This is a genomic window from Halalkalibacter sp. APA_J-10(15), from assembly GCF_023017105.1.
In the GTDB taxonomy this organism is placed as follows: Bacteria; Bacillota; Bacilli; order Bacillales; family Bacillaceae_D; genus Halalkalibacter.
Genome location: NZ_JALKEV010000006.1, coordinates 201,551 through 227,260 on the forward strand (window position 1 = coordinate 201,551; position 25,710 = coordinate 227,260).

At 37.8% G+C, this 25,710-nt stretch carries 29 protein-coding genes; 6 read left to right on the forward strand and 23 right to left on the reverse strand.

All coding sequences use genetic code 11. From position 1 onward, the window contains the following. Window positions 1-15 precede the first annotated feature (15 nt). From grpE to hemW, 3 genes are all read right to left on the reverse strand, one after another. Window positions 16-576, reverse strand: coding sequence for a nucleotide exchange factor GrpE (grpE, locus tag MW695_RS09530; RefSeq protein ID WP_247105071.1), 561 nt, complete (start codon window positions 574-576; stop codon window positions 16-18). A 119-nt stretch (window positions 577-695) separates the two neighbouring features. Beyond that, window positions 696-1,721: a heat-inducible transcriptional repressor HrcA gene (gene hrcA, locus MW695_RS09535; protein ID WP_247105072.1), complete on the reverse strand. Its 1,026-nt coding sequence runs from the start codon at window positions 1,719-1,721 to the stop codon at window positions 696-698. Between the two features lie 91 nt (window positions 1,722-1,812). Next, on the reverse strand, window positions 1,813-2,964 hold the full coding sequence (hemW, locus tag MW695_RS09540) for a radical SAM family heme chaperone HemW (RefSeq protein ID WP_247105073.1): 1,152 nt from the start codon (window positions 2,962-2,964) through the stop codon (window positions 1,813-1,815). Window positions 2,965-3,300: 336 nt separating this feature from the next. Here hemW and MW695_RS09545 point away from each other — a divergent pair, with 336 nt between their 5' ends. After that, entirely contained in the window at window positions 3,301-4,296 is a 996-nt protein-coding gene (locus MW695_RS09545; RefSeq protein WP_247105074.1) for a DUF3231 family protein, read from the forward strand. A gap of 240 nt (window positions 4,297-4,536) precedes the next feature. Here the strand turns inward: MW695_RS09545 and lepA are convergent, their stop codons facing one another. From lepA to gpr, 4 genes are all read right to left on the reverse strand, one after another. After that, on the reverse strand, window positions 4,537-6,357 hold the full coding sequence (gene lepA / locus MW695_RS09550; protein ID WP_252120711.1) for a translation elongation factor 4: 1,821 nt from the start codon (window positions 6,355-6,357) through the stop codon (window positions 4,537-4,539). A 167-nt stretch (window positions 6,358-6,524) separates the two neighbouring features. Beyond that, window positions 6,525-6,848 carry a DUF3679 domain-containing protein gene (locus MW695_RS09555; RefSeq protein WP_247105076.1) on the reverse strand — a complete coding sequence of 108 codons (324 nt, stop codon included), beginning with the start codon at window positions 6,846-6,848 and terminating at the stop codon, window positions 6,525-6,527. Window positions 6,849-6,858: 10 nt separating this feature from the next. Beyond that, entirely contained in the window at window positions 6,859-8,028 is a 1,170-nt protein-coding gene (gene spoIIP, locus MW695_RS09560; RefSeq protein WP_247105077.1) for a stage II sporulation protein P, read from the reverse strand. 492 nt (window positions 8,029-8,520) lie between these two features. Then, complete coding sequence (gene gpr / locus MW695_RS09565; RefSeq protein WP_247105078.1) at window positions 8,521-9,630, reverse strand: GPR endopeptidase; 1,110 nt, start codon at window positions 9,628-9,630, stop codon at window positions 8,521-8,523. 183 nt (window positions 9,631-9,813) lie between these two features. Between gpr and rpsT the strand changes: the two genes are divergently transcribed. Next, the gene (rpsT, locus tag MW695_RS09570; protein ID WP_247105079.1) at window positions 9,814-10,080 is read left to right on the forward strand and encodes a 30S ribosomal protein S20; all 267 of its coding nucleotides are present in this window, start codon (window positions 9,814-9,816) and stop codon (window positions 10,078-10,080) included. A 55-nt stretch (window positions 10,081-10,135) separates the two neighbouring features. Here the strand turns inward: rpsT and holA are convergent, their stop codons facing one another. After that, window positions 10,136-11,152: a DNA polymerase III subunit delta gene (gene holA, locus MW695_RS09575; RefSeq protein ID WP_247105080.1), complete on the reverse strand. Its 1,017-nt coding sequence runs from the start codon at window positions 11,150-11,152 to the stop codon at window positions 10,136-10,138. A gap of 444 nt (window positions 11,153-11,596) precedes the next feature. Here holA and MW695_RS09580 point away from each other — a divergent pair, with 444 nt between their 5' ends. Next, on the forward strand, window positions 11,597-11,734 hold the full coding sequence (locus tag MW695_RS09580; RefSeq protein ID WP_035345665.1) for a YqzM family protein: 138 nt from the start codon (window positions 11,597-11,599) through the stop codon (window positions 11,732-11,734). Between the two features lie 63 nt (window positions 11,735-11,797). Here the strand turns inward: MW695_RS09580 and MW695_RS09585 are convergent, their stop codons facing one another. The 3 genes from MW695_RS09585 to MW695_RS09595 form a co-directional block, all read right to left on the reverse strand. Continuing rightward, complete coding sequence (locus MW695_RS09585; RefSeq protein ID WP_247105081.1) at window positions 11,798-14,098, reverse strand: DNA internalization-related competence protein ComEC/Rec2; 2,301 nt, start codon at window positions 14,096-14,098, stop codon at window positions 11,798-11,800. Window positions 14,099-14,102: 4 nt separating this feature from the next. Continuing rightward, a complete protein-coding gene (locus MW695_RS09590) occupies window positions 14,103-14,681 on the reverse strand; it encodes a ComE operon protein 2 (protein WP_247105082.1) in 579 nt (192 codons plus the stop codon). Between the two features lie 238 nt (window positions 14,682-14,919). After that, window positions 14,920-15,534, reverse strand: coding sequence for a helix-hairpin-helix domain-containing protein (locus tag MW695_RS09595; protein WP_247105083.1), 615 nt, complete (start codon window positions 15,532-15,534; stop codon window positions 14,920-14,922). 62 nt (window positions 15,535-15,596) lie between these two features. Between MW695_RS09595 and MW695_RS09600 the strand changes: the two genes are divergently transcribed. Further along, entirely contained in the window at window positions 15,597-15,848 is a 252-nt protein-coding gene (locus MW695_RS09600) for a DUF2533 family protein (protein ID WP_247105084.1), read from the forward strand. A gap of 91 nt (window positions 15,849-15,939) precedes the next feature. Beyond that, entirely contained in the window at window positions 15,940-16,776 is an 837-nt protein-coding gene (gene comER / locus MW695_RS09605; protein ID WP_247105085.1) for a late competence protein ComER, read from the forward strand. Between the two features lie 189 nt (window positions 16,777-16,965). Here the strand turns inward: comER and MW695_RS09610 are convergent, their stop codons facing one another. From MW695_RS09610 to MW695_RS09660, 11 genes are all read right to left on the reverse strand, one after another. Continuing rightward, the gene (locus MW695_RS09610; protein WP_247105086.1) at window positions 16,966-17,901 is read right to left on the reverse strand and encodes an SDR family NAD(P)-dependent oxidoreductase; all 936 of its coding nucleotides are present in this window, start codon (window positions 17,899-17,901) and stop codon (window positions 16,966-16,968) included. 77 nt (window positions 17,902-17,978) lie between these two features. Then, window positions 17,979-18,554, reverse strand: a complete 576-nt coding sequence (locus MW695_RS09615) for a TetR/AcrR family transcriptional regulator (protein ID WP_247105087.1) — start codon at window positions 18,552-18,554, stop codon at window positions 17,979-17,981. Window positions 18,555-18,655: 101 nt separating this feature from the next. Continuing rightward, window positions 18,656-19,402 carry a class I SAM-dependent DNA methyltransferase gene (locus tag MW695_RS09620; RefSeq protein WP_247105088.1) on the reverse strand — a complete coding sequence of 249 codons (747 nt, stop codon included), beginning with the start codon at window positions 19,400-19,402 and terminating at the stop codon, window positions 18,656-18,658. 13 nt (window positions 19,403-19,415) lie between these two features. Then, a complete protein-coding gene (locus MW695_RS09625; RefSeq protein WP_247105089.1) occupies window positions 19,416-20,273 on the reverse strand; it encodes a CvfB family protein in 858 nt (285 codons plus the stop codon). Then, entirely contained in the window at window positions 20,273-20,623 is a 351-nt protein-coding gene (gene rsfS, locus MW695_RS09630) for a ribosome silencing factor (RefSeq protein WP_247105090.1), read from the reverse strand. Before rsfS ends, MW695_RS09625 begins: the two co-directional genes overlap by 1 nt. A 7-nt stretch (window positions 20,624-20,630) precedes the next feature. After that, a complete protein-coding gene (gene yqeK / locus MW695_RS09635) occupies window positions 20,631-21,203 on the reverse strand; it encodes a bis(5'-nucleosyl)-tetraphosphatase (symmetrical) YqeK (RefSeq protein ID WP_247105091.1) in 573 nt (190 codons plus the stop codon). Continuing rightward, window positions 21,193-21,768, reverse strand: a complete 576-nt coding sequence (locus tag MW695_RS09640; protein ID WP_247105092.1) for a nicotinate-nucleotide adenylyltransferase — start codon at window positions 21,766-21,768, stop codon at window positions 21,193-21,195. The genes yqeK and MW695_RS09640 overlap by 11 nt, the downstream gene beginning before the upstream one ends. Window positions 21,769-21,832: 64 nt before the next feature. Further along, complete coding sequence (gene yhbY / locus MW695_RS09645) at window positions 21,833-22,123, reverse strand: ribosome assembly RNA-binding protein YhbY (RefSeq protein ID WP_247105093.1); 291 nt, start codon at window positions 22,121-22,123, stop codon at window positions 21,833-21,835. Further along, window positions 22,117-22,959, reverse strand: a complete 843-nt coding sequence (gene aroE / locus MW695_RS09650; RefSeq protein ID WP_247105094.1) for a shikimate dehydrogenase — start codon at window positions 22,957-22,959, stop codon at window positions 22,117-22,119. The genes yhbY and aroE overlap by 7 nt, the downstream gene beginning before the upstream one ends. Before the next feature lie 13 nt (window positions 22,960-22,972). Then, on the reverse strand, window positions 22,973-24,082 hold the full coding sequence (yqeH, locus tag MW695_RS09655) for a ribosome biogenesis GTPase YqeH (protein WP_247105095.1): 1,110 nt from the start codon (window positions 24,080-24,082) through the stop codon (window positions 22,973-22,975). A gap of 3 nt (window positions 24,083-24,085) precedes the next feature. Beyond that, entirely contained in the window at window positions 24,086-24,601 is a 516-nt protein-coding gene (locus tag MW695_RS09660; protein WP_247105096.1) for a YqeG family HAD IIIA-type phosphatase, read from the reverse strand. 458 nt (window positions 24,602-25,059) lie between these two features. Here MW695_RS09660 and MW695_RS09665 point away from each other — a divergent pair, with 458 nt between their 5' ends. Next, a complete protein-coding gene (locus MW695_RS09665; RefSeq protein WP_035345636.1) occupies window positions 25,060-25,200 on the forward strand; it encodes a sporulation histidine kinase inhibitor Sda in 141 nt (46 codons plus the stop codon). A gap of 201 nt (window positions 25,201-25,401) precedes the next feature. Here the strand turns inward: MW695_RS09665 and MW695_RS09670 are convergent, their stop codons facing one another. After that, window positions 25,402-25,611, reverse strand: a complete 210-nt coding sequence (locus MW695_RS09670) for a hypothetical protein (protein WP_035345634.1) — start codon at window positions 25,609-25,611, stop codon at window positions 25,402-25,404. Window positions 25,612-25,710 lie beyond the last annotated feature (99 nt).

Sequence of the window (25,710 nt, forward strand, 5' to 3'; positions counted from 1 at the left end):
AGATTTATTTCATTTCTAAGCATTAACCTTAACCATCGCTGGTCGTAGGACTCTGTCTTTTAGCTTGTAACCTTTTTGCAATTCTTCCACAATTTGACCAGATTCAAACCCGTCTTCTTCCACTTGCATCACCGCTTGGTGAAGATGAGGATCAAACGTTTGGCCCTCTGTTTCAATTACCGCCACACCTTCATTATTTAATGTGTCTTGTAATTGACGATAGACCATTTCCATCCCTTGTAATAGAGACTTCGTTTCGTCTGATTCAGGATTTACTAATAAAGCACGTTCGAAGTTATCTAATACAGGTAATAATGATTCAATAACGACTTGTGATCTATATTTAGCCGCTGCTTCTTTCTCTTCACGAGAACGGCGTCTGAAATTATCATAATCTGCTTGAGTACGTAATAGTCGATTATTTAATTCATTGATTTGTGCTTCTAATTGTTCATCTTTCGACCCTACGACTTCAGCTTCAGCCTCCACTGCTTCATCGCTATCATGCTCTGCATCAGCAATTGGTTCTTGCTCAGCTTTTGTCTCCTCAACCGTTTGTGTTTCTTTTTCTGCCATCTCGTTCACCTCCTAAATAAAATACATGAATCTTATGTATGTTGAAAGACGACATAGTGAAATGTCAAAAGACGTCTTTATTGCCTTTTGACATCCTTACTATGTTATCATTTCTCCAATTAACGATACAAGTTTGTTAATAGTTTTGTTAAATCTTTCGATAGTGTATCTACAACACCAATCACTCGTCGATATTCCATTCTTGTTGGACCTAATATTCCAATTGTGCCCATTTGCTTACCACCAATTGAATACGTTGCTGTAATCAAACTACAATGATCAAACGCTTCAAGTTGATTTTCTTCACCTATTTTAACTTGTACACCGGTATGAGGTGTTTTTAAAATTTGCAACATAGTGGCATCTTCTTCCAGCATATTAAGAAGCATGCGGATTTTTTCAACATCCTTGAATTCTGGTTGTGTGAGTAAATTCGTCTTACCACTATAGAATAGCTTCTCATGTTTCTCCATTTCAAATGAAGCCATAAGTAATTTCATGACATGTTCATAATTTTGGACATGTGTTCGTAACACATCTGCGACTTCATATTGAAGCTTCTTTCTGAGTTTGTACAACGGAACTCCCTTTAATCGTTCATTTAAGATATTCACCGTTCTTTCTAACTCAGCAGCTTCAATTCCATCAGGAATAGCGATTGTTTGACTTTCAACATGGCCTGTGTCAGTCACAACAATAACAGTTGCCGACACTTTACTTAACGGAATGATCTGAATATTAGTCAATGAAGTCTCAAACAATTCAGGCCCTAGTACAACAGAAATATAACTTGTCATACTCGATAATACGCGAGCAGAATGTTGGATGACTTCCTCTAACTCCCGTATTCGTTCATCAAAACCAGAACGAATATCAAATCGCTCTGCGGTTGTTAAGTGATGAGGTAACAACAAATGATCCACATAAAACCGATAACCTTTCTGAGAAGGTATACGACCCGCGGAGCTGTGTGGTTTCTCTAAGAAACCTAATTCTTCTAAGTCTGCCATATCATTACGAATCGTAGCTGGGCTAAACGTAATATCCTCACGCTTAGAAATGCTTCTTGATCCAACAGGTTCAGCAGAACGGATATAATCGTCAACGATTGCATGTAGAATGAGCAATTGTCTCTCTGTTAACATCCCCTCACCACCTCTGTTAGCACTCAATCTATTCGAGTGCTAAATCTAATGATAAATTACCAAATGGACTGTCATTTGTCAATAAAAACACTCAATTAATTGATTGTTCCTCTAGAATCGCAATAAATTGTTCGAATACTTCATTGCCTAAAAGTAATCCATCAGCTGTTAGTTGAATGCGATCTACAGATTCGAATAAAAGCCCTCGCGCTTGTAGTGTATGAAGTTGTTTCGAAAAACAATCGTGTATAGACATACCAAATTTAACCTGGAATTCATCTTTACTTACACCTTCTAATTTTCGCAACCCTAAAAACATTTGTTCTTCAATTTGCTCCACTTTACTCACGTGATGAATAGATACGGTCGGTACGTCCCCTTGCCCAATCGCACGTAAATACTTCGGTAATGGACCATGGTTTTGGTAACGCACGCCATTTAAATAACCATGAGCACCTGCACCAAAACCAAAATATTCTTCATTGTTCCAATAAACGAGATTGTGCTGACTTTCAAAGCCTTCCTTAGCAAAATTACTGATTTCATATTGTGCCAGCTTCGCTTTCGCCGTCACCGCTCGTAAATTTTTGTACATTTCCACCTCATCCTCTTCTGGAGGAAGTGTTAATTTCCCTTGACGCTTTCTATTAAAAAAAATCGTCTTCTCCTCTACCTTCAACGAATAAGCTGATACGTGTTCAATCTCCAACGCTAAAGCTTCCTTTAACGTTTGACGGAAATGCTCCGGTGTTTGTTTCGGTAAACCGAACATTAGATCTAGAGAAATATTCTGAAACCCTGATGCTCTTGCACGCTCTACTGCATCGTACACACTGCTCCGATTATGAGTTCGTCCAATTTCCTTCAATAGTTTTTCGTCAAAGGTTTGAACACCCATGCTTAATCGGTTCACGCCGAAATCCTTTAAGATCGTTAGCTTTTCATCATCAATGCTGTCAGGATTCACTTCAATTGTAAATTCACGAAGATGATCCAAGTCCATCATTTGCTGCATCCCTTTTAAAAGTCGTTTTAATTGCTTCGCTGACAAAGCTGTTGGTGTTCCCCCACCAATGAAAATCGTTTCCAACGAGCAAGAGGATACGTCAGAGCGCTTCATTTCAGTTAATAGGGCTTCAATATATTCGTCCACTGGCTGATTTTTTAGATAGACTTTGTTAAAATCACAATAATAACAAATATGCTCACAAAAAGGGATATGAATATATGCTGCTTTTACCACCAGATCCCTCCTTTCATTCATGTTGAAGAACATTGGAATTTTAGACAAATCTTTTCAAGCTGATAGGGGTGTCCCGAGTGGAACACCCCCCATATGATTGAATCACCCATAGATTGAATAGCCATAAGCTCATTTCACTTACAAAATTGTATCTCCATTTGTATTCTAAAGTATCCAACCAAATCTAGCAACTAAATGATTTTATTAAGGTTGAAATGCTTCCCTTATATGAATTATAAAATACCCCAATTAGGATCAACACCTTTACAGGCCAATACATAAATATGTAAATTATAGACAAAAATATATTTATTCGTAAAAATAGGAGGTAATAAATTGAGTGAGCATATTAGGTTAACTGCGGCAGAAATCGGTTCTCTATGGTCAAGTTATATGACCGAAAGCGCAAGTATTCCCATGTTAAAGTACTTTCTTGCTAATGTAGAAGACTCAGAAATTAAATCAATCATTAATTTAACATTGACTACCTCACAGAATCACTTAATGGAATTAAAAACTATATTTAAGCGTGAAGCGTTTCCAATTCCAATAGGCTTCTCATTAGAAGATGTAAATTTGAATGCGCCCCGATTATTTTCTGATACATACTTTCTATACTTCATTAGAAGCTTAAGCAAAGCTGGAATTGCATCAAATGGAGCAGCCCTTTCCACTGCTGCACGAGAAGATATTAGAAAGTTATATAACAAATACTTAGTCGACGCTGTAGCAATTGAAGGTGCCACAAAACAATTATTACTAACTAAAGGTATATTTGTTCGTCCCCCACATTTGCCTACCCCGAAGGAGCCTGAATTTGTTAAAAACGAAAAGTTCCTAAAAGGTTGGTTTGGAGAAAAAAGACCGTTAACAGCAGAAGAAATTACCCACATATATTTGAATTATAATAATAATATACATGGTAAGTCTCTATTACTTGGATTTGCGCAAACCTCTCAATTTGAAAAAGTGAAAAGACACTTTTTAAGAGGGGTAGAATTATCGAAAAAAATTATAAGTGAGTTACAAACTCTTTTAGAAGAAAGTCATTTACCTGCGCCTATGACTTGGGATGCTGAAGTTACAGATAATACAGTTCCTGTTTTTTCGGATAAACTTATGATGTTTCAAACAAATACATTAACAGCTATGTCGTTAGCTAATATAGGCGGTTCTATGGCATTAAGTTTCCGCAGGGATATTGCTGCGAAATATTCAAAGCAACTGGTCAATGTCGGTCTTTATGCTGAAGATGGTGCAGAGCTAATGATTAATAACGGTTGGTTAGAGCTTCCACCTATCTCTGCTAATCGAAAGGATTTAATAAACTAAAATGTTGAGCATAGTTGCATTCGGAAAGGAATTTGTTATGATTGCCTATTCTACACCTCGGAGTATCGCACAACCAATTATCTTTTTTTGAAAAAATCCCAAATAAAAACAGTACTCCAATGTTAGGTTAGTCCGACATATTGGAGTGCTGTTAAGTTTGAAATCTATGTTTCGTACAGGTTGAACACACTGTTTATTCTAAAGAAATACGAATCATCCTATTAGTTTCTTCTTAATACTTTAATCATCCATACGCAAAACAGCCATAAAGGCTTCCTGCGGCACTTCGACATTCCCTACTGATTTCATCCGTTTCTTACCTTCTTTTTGCTTTTCAAGTAGCTTACGTTTACGAGAAATATCGCCACCGTAACATTTTGCCAATACGTTCTTACGAATCGCTTTAATCGTTGATCTGGCAATAATTTTCGTTCCTATACTCGCTTGAACCGGAACTTCAAATTGTTGACGAGGAATTAATTCCTTTAACTTTTCAACGATTACCTTTCCACGCTCAAATGCAAAATCACGGTGAACGATAACAGAAAGAGCATCAACCTTCTCAGCATTAAGTAGAATATCCATTTTAACGAGCTTTGATGGTTTATATCCAATTAATTCATAGTCAAATGATGCATACCCTTTCGTACTTGATTTCAATTGATCAAAGAAATCATAGACGATCTCCGATAAAGGAATTTCGTACACTATTTGTACGCGTATATCATCTAAATATTGCATATCAATGAATATACCGCGCTTCCCTTGGCAAAGCTCCATTATCGCCCCAACAAATTCATTTGGTACCATAATTTTTGCTTTCACATACGGCTCTTCCACTTGATCAATCTTTTGTGTATCAGGCATATTAGAAGGGTTATCAATCGTTACCTCTTCCCCACTTGTCGTCAATACTTTATAAACCACACTTGGTGCTGTTGTAATTAACGTAATGCCAAATTCACGTTCAATCCGCTCTTGTATAATTTCCATATGAAGAAGCCCTAAGAAGCCACAACGGAAACCAAAGCCTAATGCTTGAGATGTTTCGGGCTCATATTGTAACGAAGCATCATTTAATTCTAAACGCTCCAGTGCTTCTCTTAAATCATTGTAATCATTTGTATCAACTGGATATAGACCACAATAAACCATCGGGTTCATACGTCGATATCCAGGTAATGGCTTATCTGCTGGTCTAGTTGCCTCAGTTATCGTATCCCCGACACGTGTATCACCTACATTTTTAATAGACGCCGTTAAAAATCCAACATCTCCAACCGTTAATTCGTCACGTTTCTCAGCCTTTGGAGTAAAGACTCCAATTTCTTGGACTTCAAACTCCTTACCCGTTGCCATCATTTTAATCTTCTGGCCCGGCTTAACCGTTCCCTCAACAATTCGTATATAAGCAATAACACCCCGATACGAATCATACAATGAATCGAAAATTAACGCTTGCAATGGCGCTTGTGGGTTACCTTGAGGTGCTGGAACAAGCTCTACGACTTGCTCTAATATTTCCTCAATCCCTATCCCGTTTTTCGCTGATGCTAACACAGCACCTGATGCATCCAATCCAATCACATCTTCAACCTCTTGTTTCACTCGATCAGGCTCAGCACTTGGTAAGTCAATTTTATTTATGACCGGTAGAATTTCCAAATCATTATCAAGCGCCAAATAGACATTCGCTAATGTTTGCGCTTCAATTCCTTGAGCCGCATCAACGATAAGCAACGCTCCCTCACAGGCCGCTAAACTACGTGACACTTCATATGTAAAATCGACATGTCCAGGCGTATCAATTAAATGAAATATATATTCTTCCCCATCTTGAGCCTTATACGTTAACTGAACGGCATTTAACTTAATTGTAATTCCTCGTTCACGTTCTAAATCCATTGCATCTAGCGTTTGATCTTTCATTTCACGGTCAGTCAGTGCACCCGTCTGCTCCAAAATTCGGTCAGCAAGTGTTGATTTTCCGTGGTCAATGTGCGCGATAATAGAAAAGTTCCGTATCTTTGATTGCCGCGCTAACCGCTGTTCATTATTCATCACATAATCACTCCTACAAAATCGTACAGAACATCACTCTGTATTATACCTTTCACCCACCTATCTATCAACTAAGAATAAAAGCTACTGAAAAACAAAACTTCTTCAGTAGCTTCAATCATAATGCAAGAGTCAACTGTTTAAAATTCGTAAATACACGATCCTTTTTAATATGAAGACTCTTTTCCGTTCAAATAATGAATCGTAGCAACCATTCTTGAAAGACAAGCTCGACTCATTTTATTCAAACCATTTGCAACCCCTTCTCCTAGATCAGAGAAAAAGTTAAACCGTCCTATCTCTTCCACCTTTTCTCCTTTATTCACTAACTCTTCGAAGGTTTCATTTTGAAGCTTCGTTTCGATTTGATTAATCTCAAGTGGGATAGGTTTATCTATTCCAAGTTCTTCACTTACAAGCTGAACACCAAGCAATATTCCAAATAAGAGGAACAAACCGACAACAGCGATCGATAATAGAGCTCGTTTCATTTTTATCCTCCTATCCATCTACTGCATGATGCTCCCAATAAAATTCAGCAAATACTTCTGCTACAGCCTCAGCAGCACGATATGTTTCTTCTAATGTGTTTTCTACTCCACCGAATTCAATTAGTACCGAATTACTTGATAAATCCTGGTTAAATCGTCCATTCGTATACGGACCATCTTTTAAAATAACACCACGGCTTAATCCTGGGTAGTGCTCTTCCAAATCATTATGGAGTGATTTTGCAAGCTCGTAGTTTTCTTCATAATTTTCATGATTCCCACCAATAACGAATACCGTTCTTGCAAATTCTTCGTTATTAATCGTAACGGTCGTGCGATCTCTTGGAAGTGAGTCACGGTGAATATCAAAGAAATAATGTAAATCACTATTTTCCTCCATCGCTTCTACAACAAAATTTCTTGAAGCGTCATACGATTGTGGATAATTCCAACCTTTCTCTCGCAAATTCTCCTGGATATCCCGTTCCTCTACCTCTGTTCCTATTCCACGCTTTTCTAATTCCTGTGATAACTTCTCTCCTACTAGCGTAATATTCACTTTATTATGAAATGCTTCATTTGGTTCATTTGTTTCTAATTCAGGTAGAAACGATTCCGTATTATGAGAATGGATAATATGAACAACCTTGCGTCCATCCGTTGATTCTTCTATCTCTTCACGCTCTCTCTCTAACTGTTCAAGACGTTCTAAACTTTCCTGTGTTGCCTCACGCTCTGCTAAAATGACATCCATCGGCGGAGCAGATTCAACAGGTATATTTGTATAATCCGTTCCTTCCCCAGCTATTAAGATACTACCATCAAATAATGCAAATCCAGGGAGTTCTCTCCCAAGTAAACTTCTAGGATCATTTGGATTAATACTTGTAGCAATTTCAAACAAAACTGAGCTAATACTAGGGGGTTCACTATCATTTGGCAAGACGGATTTAAAATGCTGATTTTCCATACCTAATAAGTAAAGAAAATGCTCTCCTTTAATATTTGATGACCATTCATGTATTTGATTCGAGGCTAGTCCATGTCCTGGTTCAAATGAAGTAAGGATACCGGTGAAAATAAATAATCCCATGATTCCAATAATAAATAATGAAAATATTTTCTTTATGCTTGTCCGGTTTACACCGACACCAAACCTTAACTGTCTTCTCTTTCGCATCGTCTCATCTCCTATCAGTTAGCTACATTGAAAACAACATCAATACGTTAAGTAAAAGAAACGACCTCATTCCACCATATGAATGAGAGTGAAAAAAAGAACTAAGAAAATAGCAAAGTTTCATCAAAGTTAATTTGGGCACAAAAAAAGTGCGATTTCCACTTTTTCAAGTCACTCAAGGAAGAGTAATGGCTCCGCTCGTTGTGCGCCTTGCAATGAGAAACCCACTCATTGCAAGGCTTTCAAAATCGGGCAACGGCTACGCACATTACTTAAAGCCACTGAAAAAGTGAAAATTTCACTTTTTCAGTGGCCTCGAAAGCGAGTAGCTCAAGCGCAATAGAACGAACCTGTGACAGCCCCTTACTTTAAAGAGTAAGAAATAATAAAAGTCGGTGAAATTTTACTTTTCGTAAAATTTCACCGACTTTTTCATTTCAGAGGAGGGTTTTGTCCAGCCTCTTATTGTTCATCATATTTAGCTAATTAGTATTAATGAGTAAAGCTGCCGACATTTTGCTGATTGATATGTTCATGTAGGGCGGCATTTAATCCTTGAGCAATCACATTAGCCATATCATCAATAAACACATCCACTTCCTTTGGTGTCACCATCAAATTATGTCCAAGTGGGGATAAGACCTCTTGAATAAGCTGCCGTTTCTCCTGCTCTGGTAAAGTTCCGATCATTCCCAAGATCGTTTCACGCTTCTTTTCATCTGGCAAGTCTTCCTCTGTCAATGTACGGCGCTCTCCAAATGTCATGCCAGCTGGAGCAAGTGACCTTGACGGTTGATTGCCTTCTCGAATTTCTCGACCGAAATGTTTAAGAACATAGTCAATCGTATCACTCGTAATTGAAACCGCATCGACAACCGTTGGAATACCAATTGCAATGACAGGAATTCCAAGTATATCTTTACTAATTTCTTTACGTTTATTTCCTACCCCACTGCCTGGATGAATGCCGGTATCACTTATTTGAATCGTTGAGTTGACTCTCGTAATAGAACGAGATGCTAAGGCGTCAATGGCTATGACAAAATCTGGCTTTGTTTTTTCAATCACACCAAAGATAACATCGCTCGTTTCTATACCAGTTACCCCCATGACACCAGGAGATATTGCACTAACAGGACGGAAACCATCCTCTACTTGCTCAGGAGCTAGTTCATACAAATGTCTTGTAACAAGCAAGTTCTCCACAGCGATAGGACCTAGTGCATCTGGTGTTACATTCCAATTACCCAGTCCGACAATGAGACAAGTATCGTTTGGTCCGACTCCGATCTCTTTCATGAATGAACTAAACTGATTTGCAAACACTCTCTCCATCTTCTCCTGAATATCCGTATCTTTTTTGCGTATTCCTTGAGATTCAAACGTTAAATAATGTCCAGGTTTCTTCCCAAGTCGATCTGCACCTTTCTCATCAATCGTCACTCGAGTAATAATGACGTCATCAATCGTTTCCTCTTCAATCTGTACACCTGTGACTTCACTTTGTTCATTGCTTTCTTGTTCCTCAACGGCAATTTGATGAGCCTCGACAGCTAAATCAGTACGAATTTGAAAACGGCTTAAATCTAACTCTTCCGTCACAATAATCACTCCTTCATAACAAACAAAGATTTTTCTATGATCATAGCGTGTGCTAAGCAAACAGTTTTCATTCTTCTATTGCATTTAAGCGCCGTTTTTGGTAAAATCCTTCTTGTTGTATAATCGCCTGAATACAAGGTTTCGAACCGTTCATGATAGGTGATGACTCAGGAGGTGAAATAAATGCCAAATATTAAATCAGCCATTAAGCGTGTAAAAACAAACGACAAGCGTCGTGCTCAAAACATTGCTGTTAAATCAGCTCTTCGTACTTCAATCAAAACTTTTGAAGCAAAAGTAGAAGCGGGCGAAAAGGAAGAAGCAACAGTAGCTTTCAAAGATGCTGTAAAGCGCCTTGATAAAGCAGCTAGTAAAGGACTTATCCATAAAAATGCCGCTTCTCGCCAAAAGTCTCGCTTATCAAAGCGTCTAAACGGACTTTCTGCCTAACTAGAAGCAATAAAAAAGCCGGCTTTTTGCCGGTTTTTTTATTGCTTCTTCTCCATCATTCTTCAGCAAATTTCATTAATAATAATTCAACAGCAAGAACCTTATCCATTTTTCCTGTTTTAATCGCATAATCAACATCCGCTGTCGCCTCAAGCATTCGTAGCAGAAACCCCTCTGAAAAACGTCTAATTTGTTTACTCGCTAACTTAACAACGTACGGATGAAGCTTTAATTGCGATGCAATTTCACCTTGTGAAAAAGATTTTCTTAACATTTCTTTCACTTGATAATAAATGCGAATTTGCCGTGCGATCAAGGCAAGAATCTTGAGTGGTTCCTCTTTCAACTTTAATAAATCATGATAGATGATTAATGCACGATCAACTCGCCTCGTAACTGCATACTCAATTAAAGCAAAGACATCCTGCTCAAGTGAGCGTGCAACTAATAAGTCTACAACATCTTCGGTTATCTCACCTTTTTCACCAACATATAAGGTGAGCTTTTCTATTTCTGAGGAAAGCTGAAGTAGCTGAATGCCTACTCGCTCAATTAACCTTTCTTTCGCTTGTCCAATAAACGAGACACCTTTTGCTTTCGCTTGTTCCTCTAGCCATTTTTCTGTCGTTTTCAAATCAAATGGAGAGCAATCAACAACGGTTTGCTTTTTCAAACGCTTTGTTAGTTTCTTACGTTCATCTAGTTTTTCATAAGGTGCACAAATAATAAGAACTGTTTCAGGTACAGGATTTTCCACGTATTGCTCAAGCGACTTTAAATTATGATCGAGCTTTGTATCTTGTTTAGCACTTGTTACAAAAAGACAATCTTTCACGATGACCACCTTATTCCCACCGAAAAAAGGCACTGTTTCTGCTTCCTCAATCGCAAGGTCAATTAACGTCTCCTGAACATTATATGTAATCACATTTGGATCGTCCGATGAGCCAACCTGTTGTCGAATGATAGCTTGTATAATATCTTCCATTAGAAATGATTGCAGGCCATACATAAAATATATTGGAGCAACCTTTCCCTTTTCCACTTCTTTTTTTATTGTTAAATAAGACACCGTTCATTCCCCATTTTGTATGCATAGTTTTTCATCTATTGGAAAAGCTACGCATGGAATCATCTACTTGTGTCTTTAGCTTAGACAATTCATGAAAAAATGACAAGTATAAGTTTTGCAAAGGAGGCTTAAGCTCGAATTAGCCAAGCCCCCATTTATAATAAACGCTATGAACTGTGACCCCGGGCAATCACACTCACAACGATAAATCGCCCCTGCACTAGTTATAGTATCCTATGCGATTTAAAACTATAGGTGACAACTCTTTACAGTTCTTTCGAATCGAACGCGATAAGAAAAAAAACAAAATACTTTTTTTAAATCTCACCTTAAAAAGTGAACAATTTCTTGAACAATTCATTGAATCAACTCCTTTTAATTGAATCGGTCTAGCTTTTTTTTATCGCATCACTTATACTTATGAGGGAAAAGGAGGGGTGCCAGATGAATCAATTTGAAAAAGAAGTTCAAAGTAAACGTAATGATGCAATTGACTCTGGTGTTGCCTTTGTTGTATCTTTTGGTTTTTTTGCCACACTTTTTATCATCGCATCAATTGTTGATATTTTCTCTGGTTTTTAAAATCAAAAGTAGGCAATGTAAAGAGAAGCTCGTCTATCGCTATCATGCGTAGATGGGCTTTTCCTATTGCATCATTGCCCTAGTAATAGATACCTTCCCATTATGAATGGTCAATCGAACAGCTCCATCTTGATCACTCCGCAAAATGAACGCACCTTGGTCCGTCAATCGTTCAATGACCTCTTCATGTGGATGACCATATCGATTTGAGCGCCCTACTGGAATAAATACCGCATATGGATCCAATTGCTCTAAAAATGGAGCAGTCGTCGAAGTACGACTACCATGATGGCCTACTTTAAGTACATCAACCTTTAAATCCGGATAGCGTTGCAATAACATACGCTCTCCACTTTCTTCGAGATCACCTGTAAATAGAAACGTTATTCCTTCCAATTCAACATACAATACGATCGAACGATCATTTAACCCCTGCTCCTTGCCAACTGGCGCTAATATATAAAATGTCACGCCTTGCTTCTCAAAGCTCATACCCTCCTTTACAAAATGAATAGCGGTACCGTGTTTAGCTAATTCCGTTAAGACTGCCTTCTCAAGCTCACCTTCTACTTCACCAAAGCTGTATAACACTTTATCGATTTGAATCATATTAACTACTGCTTCTACTCCACCAATATGGTCAGCATGACCGTGCGTCAGAATTAAACCGTCTAATCGACTAATCCCTCTTTGCTTCAATTCAGGTACAACAATATCTTTCCCTACATCAAATGGGGCTCGACGTTCACGCCATTGTTCATTAACAAAGGTAAGCTGACCTCCCGTATCAATTAAATACACGCCTTGACGAAAGGGTAGCTCAATTAGAAAACTGTCTCCTTGCCCAACATCAATCATCGTTATATGTGCACGATAATCCACATATGGCTTTCCTATTTGAATCACTAGCACAACCAGTAGTAACATAATTGGCCATTTCCACCAATGCTTTCTTCTTCTTTCAAAGCAAAGCAACGAAAAGAAAATGACCCCATACATAAAAACAACCATCCACTCTGAAGGCTCACCAACAACGATTGTTGCAAATGTCTTATTAGACAGCACCGTTAAAATATGGTGACTAAGCGGAACCATCCATTCTAATAAATAAAAAGCAACATTAAATGTCATTGGTAGAAAGAGCGAAATAATAAATCCAATAAACGATAAGGGCAAAAAGACGAATGTAATGAGTGGAATAAAAATCAAATTAATAGGTAAGCTTAACCACGCAATTTCATAAACATGACATAACAATATAGGAAGTGAAAGTAGTTGTGAAATCATTGTTACAGCTATGAGTTGGCTCCAATAAGAGGAATAGCTACGAATCGTTTTAGCTGATAAAAGCAAACCATATGAAACAAGAAAAGAAAGCTGAAAACCAAGTTGGAATAAGGAATAAGGTGAGATGAATAAATAAAGAAGATAGACAACCGTAATACCGACTAATGGGGGGATTTTTTGTTTTAGACGTAGACAAAGAAGCACGACAATTGTCATAAGACTTGCACGTATAACCGAAGGAGCTGCACCAGCAATCACGGTATAAACAGGTAAAAAAACAATTAAACATTCAAGCGCTCGTTCACGTGTTATTCCAAATCGGATCAGAAGGTAAAAGCTAGCAGTAACGACTAACCCGACATGCATACCCGAAACAGCCAATAAATGAATGACACCTAATCGTTGATATGCTTCTAACACAGAGCCATCCATTAACGTTCGATCTCCAAATACAAGTGCATGTACGACACTTGCTACGTCTGGACTTAGATTCTGCTCCAGCTTCCTCATGTTATGCTGTCGCCAACGTTGTAGCTTCTCGGATATAGAATAAGCTGGAGGCTGTACACAATGAAGATGAACAGCTTGTAATACCCAATACATATTATGTTCTTTCAAATATCTCGGATAATTAAATTGAGCAAAATTGGTAGGTGGATTAGGCGCTGATAACGCCCCACCAACTCGACAAAGCTCACCATGGCCATACGTTAATGCAATCTCCTGCTCTCTTTCAGTTGAAAAAAAGAGTCGAACCTCAACATCTTCCTCTTCAAGCGTCCGAAAGCGAAAAGCCATTCGATCACCATCTATTTCGGGGATTTGAATGATCTTTCCTTCTAACGCTTGTTCTTCCCCATTGAATACAGTCGTATCATCTTTAATATAAAAACCAATACATACAAATAATAGAAAAGGTAGAAGTAGTATAAGTAATAGTGATCGAAACGAGTGTTGTGAAAAAAGTAATACGAGAATAGGCAGGAAAAGAAGATAAAGCAGTATGCTTGGACCTCTTAACGAAATGATAAGTCCAAGCGTTGCCATATAAGGAATTAGAGGTAAGTATCGAAGCATTTGATTAACCCTTAATAGGAGCTTGTGTATATAACGTGTTCGCCTCATCACGTAATCGAAGTAATTCTTCTTGTTCAAAACCCGCACCTTCAAGCTTTTCCAAGAGCTCAGCAGTAAACTTAAGCTTGTCCAAATGATGTTGATCAACACTGAGCATTTCTAGTTCAACTTGCTTCACTACTACACCAGCCTCTTTAAACATCTCTTCTGCATAAGGGTGGTTTTTATAATCGGATGCATAGTATATTTTTTTTATACCTGCTTGAATGATAGCCTTCGAACAATGAACACAAGGGAAATGAGTCACATAGATTTCAGCACCCTCTGTTCCAACACCAAACTTTGCACATTGTAGCAGTGCGTTGATCTCTGCATGTATCGTCCGTATACAGTGGTTATCTACAACGTAACAGCCATCATCTATGCAATGAGCTCCACCTGATACCGAGCCATTATAGCCACCTGCGATAATTCGTTTATCTCGAACAATAGTCGCCCCAACCATCAGGCGTGTACATGTACTTCTCAAAGCTAATAAATGGCTTTGAGCCATAAAATATTGATCCCATGAAATTCTCTCCATATAGGTACACCTCTTCTCTTTACTTACGTTAGTGTAGAAAAATTATTAAAAAACGTCAACTAAGAAAAACGCGATAGCACGGGAACTGGTAAAGTTTATATTCTAACTTTTTCGGTGTCCTTTAAGCGATGTGCGAAACCATTGCCTATTTTAAAAAACGGTTACAACGGTTTTAAGTTTTCATAAAAAATAGGGGGTCTTTCATAAAAACGTGTAACGAGCGGAGCCATCGCTGACATTACCGAAAATCAACCTCTCCTTCTAAACGTTCAACTGACTTCTCACCAATACCAGACACGTTTTGTAATTCTTCTACTGAACGAAATGGACCATTCTCTTCTCGATAGGCAATAATAGCAGCTGCTTTTTGAGGACCGATTCCTGGTAACGCTTCTAACTCCTTTTCATCTGCAGTATTAATGGAAACTTTCCCTGTTTCTACGCCATTTACCTGTTGAATGTTAACCGGATTCCACATTTCATCAAAAGCTGGGACATAAATGACCATTTCATCTTCTACTAATTGAGCGAAATTCACCTGTCGTTCATCAGCTTCTTTTGTTAGCCCACCCGCTAGTTCAATCACTTCGTATACCCTACTTCCAAGTGGCAATGAATATACAGTTGGATACTGAACTTCACCTTTAATATCAACCATAATCACCTCGTTTAACGGCTCTGTTAAGTCCTCATCTTCCATTTCACCCGTATGGTCTAATGAAGCTTGTCCCCAATCAATGTCGACTGCTTCATTTTCCAACGGATTCGCATATAAGTAAACCAACACCACTGATAATAAAACAGCCAATCCTACACCAACATATCTCCTATAACGTTGAATCTTCTTGATCATTTAGCACACTTCCTTTATTCTGTTATACAGACATTTCTTTTTTGAAACGAGGAGATTAAACTATGACCGTACATTTACAAATCGCAGAACAAGTGAAAAAACATCGCCAAGCACAGAAAGAGTTTTTGAAACTAGACGCAGAAAGAGAACACGCAATTGCAGGAGCACTTTCGCTTGCAAGAGCAGGACAACATTTTGAAACAAATGAGATTAACCGAATTACGAAAGAAATGAATACCATTGCTTCAGCCTTTCAATTTCCAATGCGAAAACAAGTAACAAAGCAGATGGTGAATGAATACATTTCACGTTAATATTGATATTCTTTCCGCATAGTTTCAAATGTGCATTCATATAGTTCATTATAATAAGTATGTGAATTTTGAATGACGGGAGGAATGTACGATGAAAATCGGGGTTATCGGAACAGGGAGTATGGGTACAATCTTATTAGAATCCTTTATCGATGCTCGTGTATATAGGGATCATGACTTTATGATGACAAACCGTTCAATCGAAAAAGCCTATGACTTGTCAGAAAAGCTCCCAATGATTGAGGTCGTAGAATCGAGCACAAACTTAGTGCAGCATTGCGACCTTATCTTTATTTGTGTAAAGCCGCTTCAATTCCCTAACCTCTTACGTGACTTAAAGGATCATTTAAACTCAGATCAAATAGTTATTTCGATTACAAGTCCTATTACAGTTTCACAATTGGAAGAAATGATTCCTAGCAAAGTTGCTCGAACGATTCCAAGTATCTTAAACCGCGCAATGACAGGTCCGTCTCTATTAAGCTTTGGTGAACGGTGCAAGGAGGCTGACAGAGCCTTTATTCATGAACTTATGTCCACCATTTCAAAACCACTCGTTATTGACGAAGCAATCACTCGCGTTTCATCAGATATCGTTAGCTGTGGACCTGCATTTATGAGCTATTTGCTTCAACAATTTATTGATGGCGCAACAAGGCAGACCCAGATTTCAAAGGAAGATGCAACAACTCTGACAACCAATATGATAATTGGATTAGGAAAGTTACTTGAAAAGGGATTTTACACTTTACCAACTCTACAAGAGCGTGTCTGTGTACCTGGAGGTATTACGGGTGAGGGAATTAAAGTTTTAGAGCAAGAGGTTGACTATATGTTTGACCATCTCTTTCAACAAACACATGCAAAGTATTATGAAGATCAAGAACTCATTTCCAACTCGATGAATGAACATACAAGAAAAAGGTAAATCAATAAGGGGTTCATACGATTGTGGATATATCAATTGAACCCCTATGCTACCTTTAGTAATTACGACACATTTACTAAAACTCCTGCAAGATTATAATTTTTTTATCTTGTAAAACCATTCCTTTCACGACTTCACTCAGTTTCTCCTCTTTATCACCTTCACATCGATAGTTATATTAGCATGAATCTAATCATGTTTCTTTAACCACTCAATTGTTTCGATTAACCCTACTTGATACGGTGTTTTAGGTAAAGCTCCTATCTCATTTTCATATTTCTCACCACTTAATATGATCGGTGTCTCAGAAATGTACATCATCTCAACTAATTCTCGCATAAGCGGTGAGAAAAGCCCCATAAATCGAATCATCGCTTTCGAGATCGGAATGATTTTTTTATTATAAGATACTTCCGTTCGTAACAACTTCATAATTTCATATCCTGTAATGGAATGTGTGGAAGGTATATTCCATATTTGATTATAGCAATCATCTCTTAGAGAAAGCTCTACCATTGCCTTTGCACCATCAATCGTATAAAGAAATTCTCGCTTAGTTCGAAGGTTCCCTACAAAGATACCTGTTTGTCCCTTCACCACACTTTTTAATGTTTCATGAAGGATTGTGCCATTGGCATTAGGTCCATAAACATCTGGCATATGCACAAGTAAAGTTGGAACGCTACTCGTCATTAACCGCTGCTCAAGAGCTAATCGTATTTTCCCCTTTTTCGTATGTGGCCTCTTTTCTACACTTTCTGTAATCGGACTGCGTGAAGGAATTCCATAAGCGTATACATTATCAACATAAGCTACTTTACTATCACTTTCTTCTGCTACACTTAAAATATTTTGCAAACATATAAATAAATTCTCTTCCCATTGGTGATAGGGGAAATTTAATGAATGAAAAAGAACCTCTACCCCTTTCGCCGCTTTTGCTATATCTTGTTTATTCCTTGCATCACCAGATTGAATTGTTACATGATCATGATGACCAAATAATGAGCGGAGCTTCTCTTCATTTCTAGCAAAAGCAATGACCTCCCATCCTCGATTAACTAATTCATTTACAAGTGCATAACCAATACTCCCAGACGCTCCAATGACTAATACTCTTTTCATTAACATCATCCTTCATCATTATTAACCAGTGGTCAATTAAGCTTATAAAAAAGTTCAAGCTGTACGGAACAATTGTATCAATCATCTAGTAATCCTCTTAATACAAACAGCGCATAAGACCGTGCAGCTTCTTCTACTTCAATAAATTCGTTTACGTAGCCAAGTTGGTGTGAAATATACCCGTGTAATGCTACGAAAGCAGAGTATACATTTTGTAAAGTGACACGACGTTTCGCTAATCTGTGTACCGCTTTAGCGAAAGTTTGGTAGCACAAATGAGCAGACTGATGTGTTAGGCTATCTACTTCTTCATTACGTGTCATAAACATGACTTCATATTCACTTTGATGATTTAAGCCAAATTGAATAAATGTCAAAAACAATGAGAGTAATTGATCTTGATTGTCAGATTCTTCGTATACGATACCTTCAATTAGTCGATTCAAACGGTTAAAGTCTGCTTCAACTATTGAATAAAAAAGTTCTGCTTTGTTTTTCATATGATAATATAAAGCTCCATGACTACAACCAAGCTCACTTGCAATACTTCTCATCGAAACATGCTGATAGCCTTTATTCACAATTTGCTTCCTAGCTGTATGCAGGATCATTTCTTTCGTTAATTCTTCTGATGCTCGTTTACGTGGTGACATCTTATACCCCTTTATTGACCATTGGTTAATTATTAGTATAATACGATCTATCTAATTATTCAAGAGTTTAATATACCCCTTAATCGATACATTAAGGGGCCTTACTTCGAACAAGAAAAAAACAAACGCTCACTTTCATCAGTAGCTTGATTTTCTGTAAAGCTTTCCTCTACTGCTTCAACAGTAAACCCAACTCTTTCTAACCAATTTATATACGATTGAATCGGATATGTACGTTGTTTATGTAATTCTTCATAACGATCATACCGTCCATCTTCACCTCGTTGAAAAAAGGTCAATTCATGTTCAACACTGTCATTGAACTCTCCGGAAAAGGAGTTCCAAATATATGAAACATCCTCATCATCATCTGTATATGTTTCTCCAATAAATTGAGCTATTTTCGAAACTGAGTGACAGTCAAATAGGAGTAAACCATCCCCTTTTAGGTGCTCATAACAGCGTCGAAACGTTCCCTTAATTTCTTCTTCTGTTTCTAAATAATTGATTGAATCACAATAAATCGTAATTAAATCATACTCATTTTCAGTTTGAAATTCAGACATCGATTGCTGAATTAGAAACGGTGAACAAGATACTTGCTCGCATTTCTTATGGGCTACAGCAAGCATATCAATAGAAAGGTCTACCCCTGTTAATTGCTTTGCACCATTGTTATGAAAGCGAATAAGCATTTCTCCTGTTCCACAACCAATATCTAGAATGGCCGAGTTCGAAAAAGTCTTCTTTTTCGCCTCAAGCTTTCTCCTTGTGAACGCTAACCATTGATCATATGGAGCATCTGACATTAAGTAATCATAAACGGACGCAAACGATTGATAGCTCATATTTTAGCTCCCTCTAGCTCTTTCGTAAATAAGTCCAGCCATCACGTTGTTCAATTTTCTTTTCCTTCATTAACTTACCAAGAGCTCGCTTGAACTTTGCCTTACTTATTCGAAAACGTGCTTCAATATCTTCTGGTGGTGTTTTATCCCAATACGGCATTGCACCATTTCGTTGCTTTAAATACTCCATAATTTTATCTGCATCCTCAGATTGTTGTTCTGAGCGAATCGGCATTGTCGTCACATTCACTCGTCCATCGTTACGAACAAACACCACTCGCACAGTAAGGCGTTGACCATAGCGAATAGGCTCTGTCACTTCATCATCATGCAAAAAAGCCAAATAACCTTCCTCAGAGAAGAGCAACGTACCATCATCTAAAAAGTGATAGGCGTATCCAGTAATTTCTTTATTTTTTAATGATTGCTCGGCAGCAATAGCGTCTTTTTCTACTGCCTGACCTCTCATCATTTTAGCCATTAACCGTCCTTTCTTATCCCATGTATAAGAAAGGGGAAGCTTGTCCCCAGGCTGTGGCCAAAGATTTCGATCGTATGGCAATTCATCCATCGACAAAAACAAATCACGTGAAATCCCATTATAAAAGAACACTCCATGACCTGTTTTAACCGTAACCGCTTCAAGCCACGCTATCTCGCCATCCTTTAATAACGGCTCCTCCATCGTTGCTGCCAAGCGCTGCTGATGGTCATGATATAAAAAGACATCTATCTTATCACCTATTTCAATCTCGCCTTTTGTCTCACGTTGATGAAGGAGTAGATCCGTCTTACCATCACTAACGAAAAATCCAAAATCCGCCTTACGTACGACCTCTAATGTCATAGAGAACCCCGGCTTCAGTGTCATCAGTCTATAACTCCTTCAAGAGCCACTTCAGGTGCATCGCCCCATAGCTTCTCTAAATTATAATATGGACGCTCATCTTTGTGGAAAACATGAGTAACGACATCTCCTAAATCAATTAAAACCCATCTAGCTTGATCAAAGCCTTCCAAGCGCTTAATTTCAATACCTTCTTTTTGAGCAGACTTCTTCACTTCTTCTGCAATCGCTTGTACTTGCTTATCTGAATTAGCATGACAAATGACAAAATAGTCAGCGATCACCGACACACCTTTCATATTTAATGCGACGATGTTCTCGCCACGTTTATCATCCATTGCTTGAGCGACTAGCTGTAAAATTGAGGATGTCATGTATGCATCACTTCTCCCTTTTTTGTTTTGTTATTAAATCATTATAGGTTGCCATTGTTTCAGGGTAAATTAATTGACGGCGCGTCATTAAAAACACAATTGTGTTTTCTAATGCTTGAATAATCGCTCCCTCTAGATCAACCTTTGCGATCTCACGAACAACATCCACGCCAGGAAATTGACGATTGGGCTCAATATAATCCGCTAGGAAAACAACTTTTTCTAATAAGTTCATGCCTACTCGACCAGTTGTATGATAGCGTATAGCATTCAAAACATCTTCATCCGTTATTCCTTGTTCTTCCTTGACATAATACGCCCCACATGGTGCATGTAAAAGTTCACTACCATAATCCAATAAGGTGTGATCTTGAAGATGATCTCTTATTAGAGTACGCATTTCATCTTTGCTGCGAAACTTAGCATAATCATGAAAGATAGCTGCTAATTCTGCCTTCCCTTCATCTGCTCCAAATCGTCTTGCGAGTTCAATTGCAGATTCTACAACTCCAAGTGTGTGAATATACCGATGATCTGTTAAATGCTGCTTAACAATCGCTAAAGCTTGCTCACGATCCATATAATCCCCTCTCCTTAATAATCGACTCTACCCTATCTCGAACCATATACGTAATAGGTTTCCCTTCCTTCACACGTTTACGAATAGATGAAGAGGAAATGTCGACTTGAACCATATCGAATTGCTTAACATATTGAGTATAGCTTGATTGAGACTTGGCTCCAGGTCGTGATACGCCAATGAAAGGCACTAGTTTTAAGAGCTCATTTATCCTTTCCCATTTGGGTAAATAATCAATCATATCACCGCCAATTAAAAAGGAAAAATGATGCGTCGGATACATTTCTTTTAATAAATGGACAGTATCAATTGTATAAGAACGTCCTTCTCTCTCAAATTCAACCGTTGAAATATGAAATGATTTCTGACCATCAATACTTGCCAATAACATATCTAGCCGATCCTGGTTAGACTCCAAATCATGATCAGATTTATGAGGAGGGCGCCCGACAGGTAGAAACCATACTTCATCCAGCTCAAATGTATAGAGCGCCTCTTGCGCCATTAGCATATGACCAAGATGAGGGGGGTTGAAAGTCCCTCCAAATAGAGCAATTCGCTTCATACTCCCACTCCTTTAAATCAAAGGTACTGAAAAAGGTGATTTGTACTTTTTCAGTGGCCTACTTTTAAGGTAGGACAATCTCTTTGTTTTCATTGGATTCTTTGTACAGAACAATTGTATGACCAATTATTTGCACAAGCTCTGCACTAGTAGACGAAGTTAAAGCTTGTGCAACATCTTTTTTGTCCTCATCACAGTTTTGTAATATACTTACCTTTAACAATTCACGCGCTTCTAGAGCATCGGAGATCTGCTTACTCATATTTTCATTTACGCCACCTTTGCCTACTTGAAATATTGGTTGTAGGTGATGGGCTTTAGAGCGCAAATAACGCTTTTGCTTACCTGTTAACATGTTTTCCCTCCTAGCTGTTTCAAAACAAGCTGTTCCATTTTCTTTCGATTAGGCTTTTGGCCTGTCCAATGTTCAAATGATAAAGCTGCTTGGTTAACGAACATTCCTACACCATTTAAAATTTGAGCACCACGTTTTCTTGCATCCTTTAATAAGACGGTTTCAATTGGATTATAGATTAAATCACTGACGACTACATCATCACGTATGTTCTCTAATGAAAAAGGTGATTGTTCCATGTGAGGGCTCATCCCAACAGAAGTTGTGTTAATGATAACATCAAATTCTCCTGCCTTATTTTCAGCCTCTTCCCTTGTCATTAAAACCGTTCTTATATCAAACGTTTCAGCTAATTTCTTAAAGGGTTCTGCCTTCTCAATTGTGCGATTCGTTATTGTCAAATTTGCTATCCCTCTATCCAATAATGCCGCCACAATGCCCCGTGCTGCCCCGCCTGCACCAATGATTAAAACACGCTTTTCACTGAGCACAGGCACTAGCTCAAGCAATGATTCAACATAACCTTTTCCATCCGTATTATATCCAATCAATCGACCATTATCATTAACAATCGTATTAACAGCTCCGATTAATTGTGCTTGTTCATCTATTTCATCTAAATATTTCATGACAGCGACTTTGTGGGGGACCGTTACATTACAACCAATAATACCTAGAGCACGTATCCCTGCAACCGCTTCTTTCAACAACTCAGGTGTAACATCAAAAGCATGATATTCCGCTTCAATACCTAATGAAATAAATGCATCATTATGAATGAGCGGTGACATCGAATGTCCCACTGGATGTCCTAACAGTCCAAAAACTGATTTCACTTGTACTCACCTCTTATATAATCGATTCACGAATTGATACGTTCACACCTTCAGGAGCATATGCTTCAATACGTAAATTTTGACCGTGTACCGTTACCCAACCAAGTCCGGAAAAAACAATGTCCATTTTTTCTTCCCTCACGAGAAATGTTGATTTTACTAAAGGTGGTAACTTTTCTTTAGAGGTCGGTCCAGGAGGTACTAACAATTCTCCAAGGTGCTGTTCGTATAACGAACTTGCTTTATCTTTTTTTGTACGGTGTATCATTAATTCATTAGACAAGTAGCATGTAAATGAAGATCGTTCACCTTCAGCAAAATCAAATCGACAAAGACCACCGAAAAACAATGTCTGCTCAGGATTTAATTGAAATACCTTCGGCTTAATTTCCTTTTTAGGAGTAATTACTTTTAATTCTTCGCTATCGACATAATGAGCCATTTGATGGTGATTGATGATACCTGGTGTATCATAAAGCGTCTTGCCATCATCTAGGGGTAAATCAATCATATCAAGTGTCGTACCTGGAAAATGAGAGGTTGTTATGAGCTGTTCGGTATCTCCACCATATGCCTTAATCAATTGGTTAATAAAGGTTGATTTCCCAACGTTTGTACATCCAACGATAAAGACATCTCGACCACTCCGATAATGATTAATAGCTTCCGCTACTTCTTCGATTCCCTTCCCCTTCTCCGCACTCATTAGACTAACATCCACTGGACGCAACCCTAAATCTTTAGCTGTTTTTTTCATCCAATTAACAAGACGATTGTGATTCAATGATTTAGGTAGCAGATCAACCTTATTTCCAACGAGCAAGACATCATTATTTCCGACGAATCGATGTAAACCTGGCAACCAGCTTCCTGTAAAGTCGAAAATATCAACAATTTTAACGATTAATGCTTTACGTTCGCCGAGCCCGTGTAATATTTTCAGGAAATCATCATCTGTTAGGGAAATATCTTGAACTTCATTATAATGCTTCAACCTGAAACAACGTTGACATGTCACGACATCTTTTTCTAAAGCCGAAGGAGGTGTATAACCAAGTTGGTTCTTTTCGGTTGTTTGGATTTCAATTCCACAGCCAACACATGTGATTGTTCTCTCTTCCATTTCCTAGTCCTCCCATTTAATTAGTCCACGTTTTCTCATCCATTTCAAAACAAAGCGTTCCATCGTACGGTTAAGCTTTGTAGCTAGTCCATCGGTATTCGTTACAGGTACAACAAGAATTGTGTGCAAATTTGCACGGTTCCCACCTAATACGTCAGTAAACATTTGATCTCCAATAACAACGACGTCTTCATTTTTCAAATTCATCTCTCGACAGGCTTGTATAAAAGCACGTCTTCTTGGCTTCTGAGCACTGTGAATGAAAACAGCTTCTTCTGGTTCAGCAAATGCTTTTACACGTTTTAGATTATTATTCGAGACGATCGTAATCTTCATGCCCATTTCTTTGAGCTCTTTAAACCATTGCTGAACTTTAGGCGTTGCCTGAGGTCGATCCCACTCAACTAGTGTATTATCAAGATCTGTGATGATCCCTTTTATTCCTTTTTTCTTCAATTCATCAAAACGAATGTCATAAATGCTCTTCTCATATTGATTTGGCAACAGCTGTTTTAACACAAGGCCACACCTCTTTATAAATTTCCAATATTCCTTTACCAAACTTTAACTATACCGTTTTTTTATTTATATTTCAATAAGTGTCATACATAATAATGTAAGCATATGAGCACACCTCCATTTTACAAATTTCTCTTTTTATCTCTAATATTTAAAAAAATTTTCGACAAATCCAATCACCATCCAACACTGTGGATAAACTTATGCACATATAAAACCAACCTGGGTAAGGGTTTGACTAAAGAGCAAACAGGGTATTAACAAGTTATACACCGATTAGTGTGGATAATTAGAACAGTTGTTCTAATTTCCTTATCATGGTAGGATTAAATTAATTAATAAACGTACATTTATATGCATAGGTCACATCATGTATTCTACTTTTTTCAAAATGGTAAGCAAACATAGAATGGAAAAAAGGAGGTGAACCTGTCTATCTTGAATTGGACAGGATAACGATGAAAAACCTTTCTGATGAATTGTTAATTGAAACTTACTATAAGGCCATCGAATTGAATTTAAGTCATGATTTTATTGAATTAATCCGCCTTGAATTGACTAGACGCTCTCTAACAGATAAAATAAAACTTTCTTCATAAATATGTTTATGACTGAATATGCTCTAGTGTTAATCTTATATTAAAACTCTTAGCTGTCAGTACTTAAGAAAGTGGCCATAAGTTCAATGTATCGATCACCAATTACTAGCACCTGTTCAGATTAGACTTCCCTACGACTTAGAATCTATGGTTATACAAAAAGGTTGCCTACGATAATATGTAGACAACCTTTTTTTGAATTTATCGGCGATTTCTAGGTCCAATTCGTATATATTCCCTTGGTTTAAATGGCCCTGTACGGTCAATTCCATCATCTAATTGTTGAATTTGATACGTATCTAACCCCTTCAAATGAATTTGTCTTTCATTATATTCATGAGCATACCACCCACTTGAAAATAAAACTAAAAACAAGCTAACGGCTGCCAAGCATTTTTGTCTTTTACTCATATGTTACACTCCAGTTGAATTTGCTTCTTTTGTTACTTAGAATGGCTCATTCAATAAAAATCTATACATGTTTTTCCAAAACAGCTACTTATACTTCGG

Coding starts and splice junctions, on each gene's coding strand:
- MW695_RS09600 (WP_247105084.1), top strand. CDS start 15,597: ATGACCGTACATTTACAAATCGCAGAACAAGTGAAAAAACATCGCCAA.
- rsfS (WP_247105090.1), bottom strand. CDS start 20,623: ATGACATCCTCAATTTTACAGCTAGTCGCTCAAGCAATGGATGATAAA.
- MW695_RS09585 (WP_247105081.1), bottom strand. CDS start 14,098: ATGCTTCGATACTTACCTCTAATTCCTTATATGGCAACGCTTGGACTT.
- yqeK (WP_247105091.1), bottom strand. CDS start 21,203: ATGGATCGTGAGCAAGCTTTAGCGATTGTTAAGCAGCATTTAACAGAT.
- MW695_RS09555 (WP_247105076.1), bottom strand. CDS start 6,848: ATGAAACGAGCTCTATTATCGATCGCTGTTGTCGGTTTGTTCCTCTTA.
- MW695_RS09595 (WP_247105083.1), bottom strand. CDS start 15,534: ATGATCAAGAAGATTCAACGTTATAGGAGATATGTTGGTGTAGGATTG.
- rpsT (WP_247105079.1), top strand. CDS start 9,814: ATGCCAAATATTAAATCAGCCATTAAGCGTGTAAAAACAAACGACAAG.
- MW695_RS09670 (WP_035345634.1), bottom strand. CDS start 25,611: ATGAGTAAAAGACAAAAATGCTTGGCAGCCGTTAGCTTGTTTTTAGTT.
- MW695_RS09580 (WP_035345665.1), top strand. CDS start 11,597: ATGAATCAATTTGAAAAAGAAGTTCAAAGTAAACGTAATGATGCAATT.
- hrcA (WP_247105072.1), bottom strand. CDS start 1,721: ATGTTAACAGAGAGACAATTGCTCATTCTACATGCAATCGTTGACGAT.
- MW695_RS09665 (WP_035345636.1), top strand. CDS start 25,060: ATGAAAAACCTTTCTGATGAATTGTTAATTGAAACTTACTATAAGGCC.
- MW695_RS09590 (WP_247105082.1), bottom strand. CDS start 14,681: ATGGAGAGAATTTCATGGGATCAATATTTTATGGCTCAAAGCCATTTA.
- yqeH (WP_247105095.1), bottom strand. CDS start 24,082: ATGGAAGAGAGAACAATCACATGTGTTGGCTGTGGAATTGAAATCCAA.
- grpE (WP_247105071.1), bottom strand. CDS start 576: ATGGCAGAAAAAGAAACACAAACGGTTGAGGAGACAAAAGCTGAGCAA.
- MW695_RS09625 (WP_247105089.1), bottom strand. CDS start 20,273: ATGACACTGAAGCCGGGGTTCTCTATGACATTAGAGGTCGTACGTAAG.
- MW695_RS09610 (WP_247105086.1), bottom strand. CDS start 17,901: ATGAAAAGAGTATTAGTCATTGGAGCGTCTGGGAGTATTGGTTATGCA.
- lepA (WP_252120711.1), bottom strand. CDS start 6,357: ATGAATAATGAACAGCGGTTAGCGCGGCAATCAAAGATACGGAACTTT.
- comER (WP_247105085.1), top strand. CDS start 15,940: ATGAAAATCGGGGTTATCGGAACAGGGAGTATGGGTACAATCTTATTA.
- yhbY (WP_247105093.1), bottom strand. CDS start 22,123: ATGTTAACAGGTAAGCAAAAGCGTTATTTGCGCTCTAAAGCCCATCAC.
- MW695_RS09620 (WP_247105088.1), bottom strand. CDS start 19,402: ATGAGCTATCAATCGTTTGCGTCCGTTTATGATTACTTAATGTCAGAT.
- spoIIP (WP_247105077.1), bottom strand. CDS start 8,028: ATGCGAAAGAGAAGACAGTTAAGGTTTGGTGTCGGTGTAAACCGGACA.
- MW695_RS09615 (WP_247105087.1), bottom strand. CDS start 18,554: ATGTCACCACGTAAACGAGCATCAGAAGAATTAACGAAAGAAATGATC.
- MW695_RS09640 (WP_247105092.1), bottom strand. CDS start 21,768: ATGAAGCGAATTGCTCTATTTGGAGGGACTTTCAACCCCCCTCATCTT.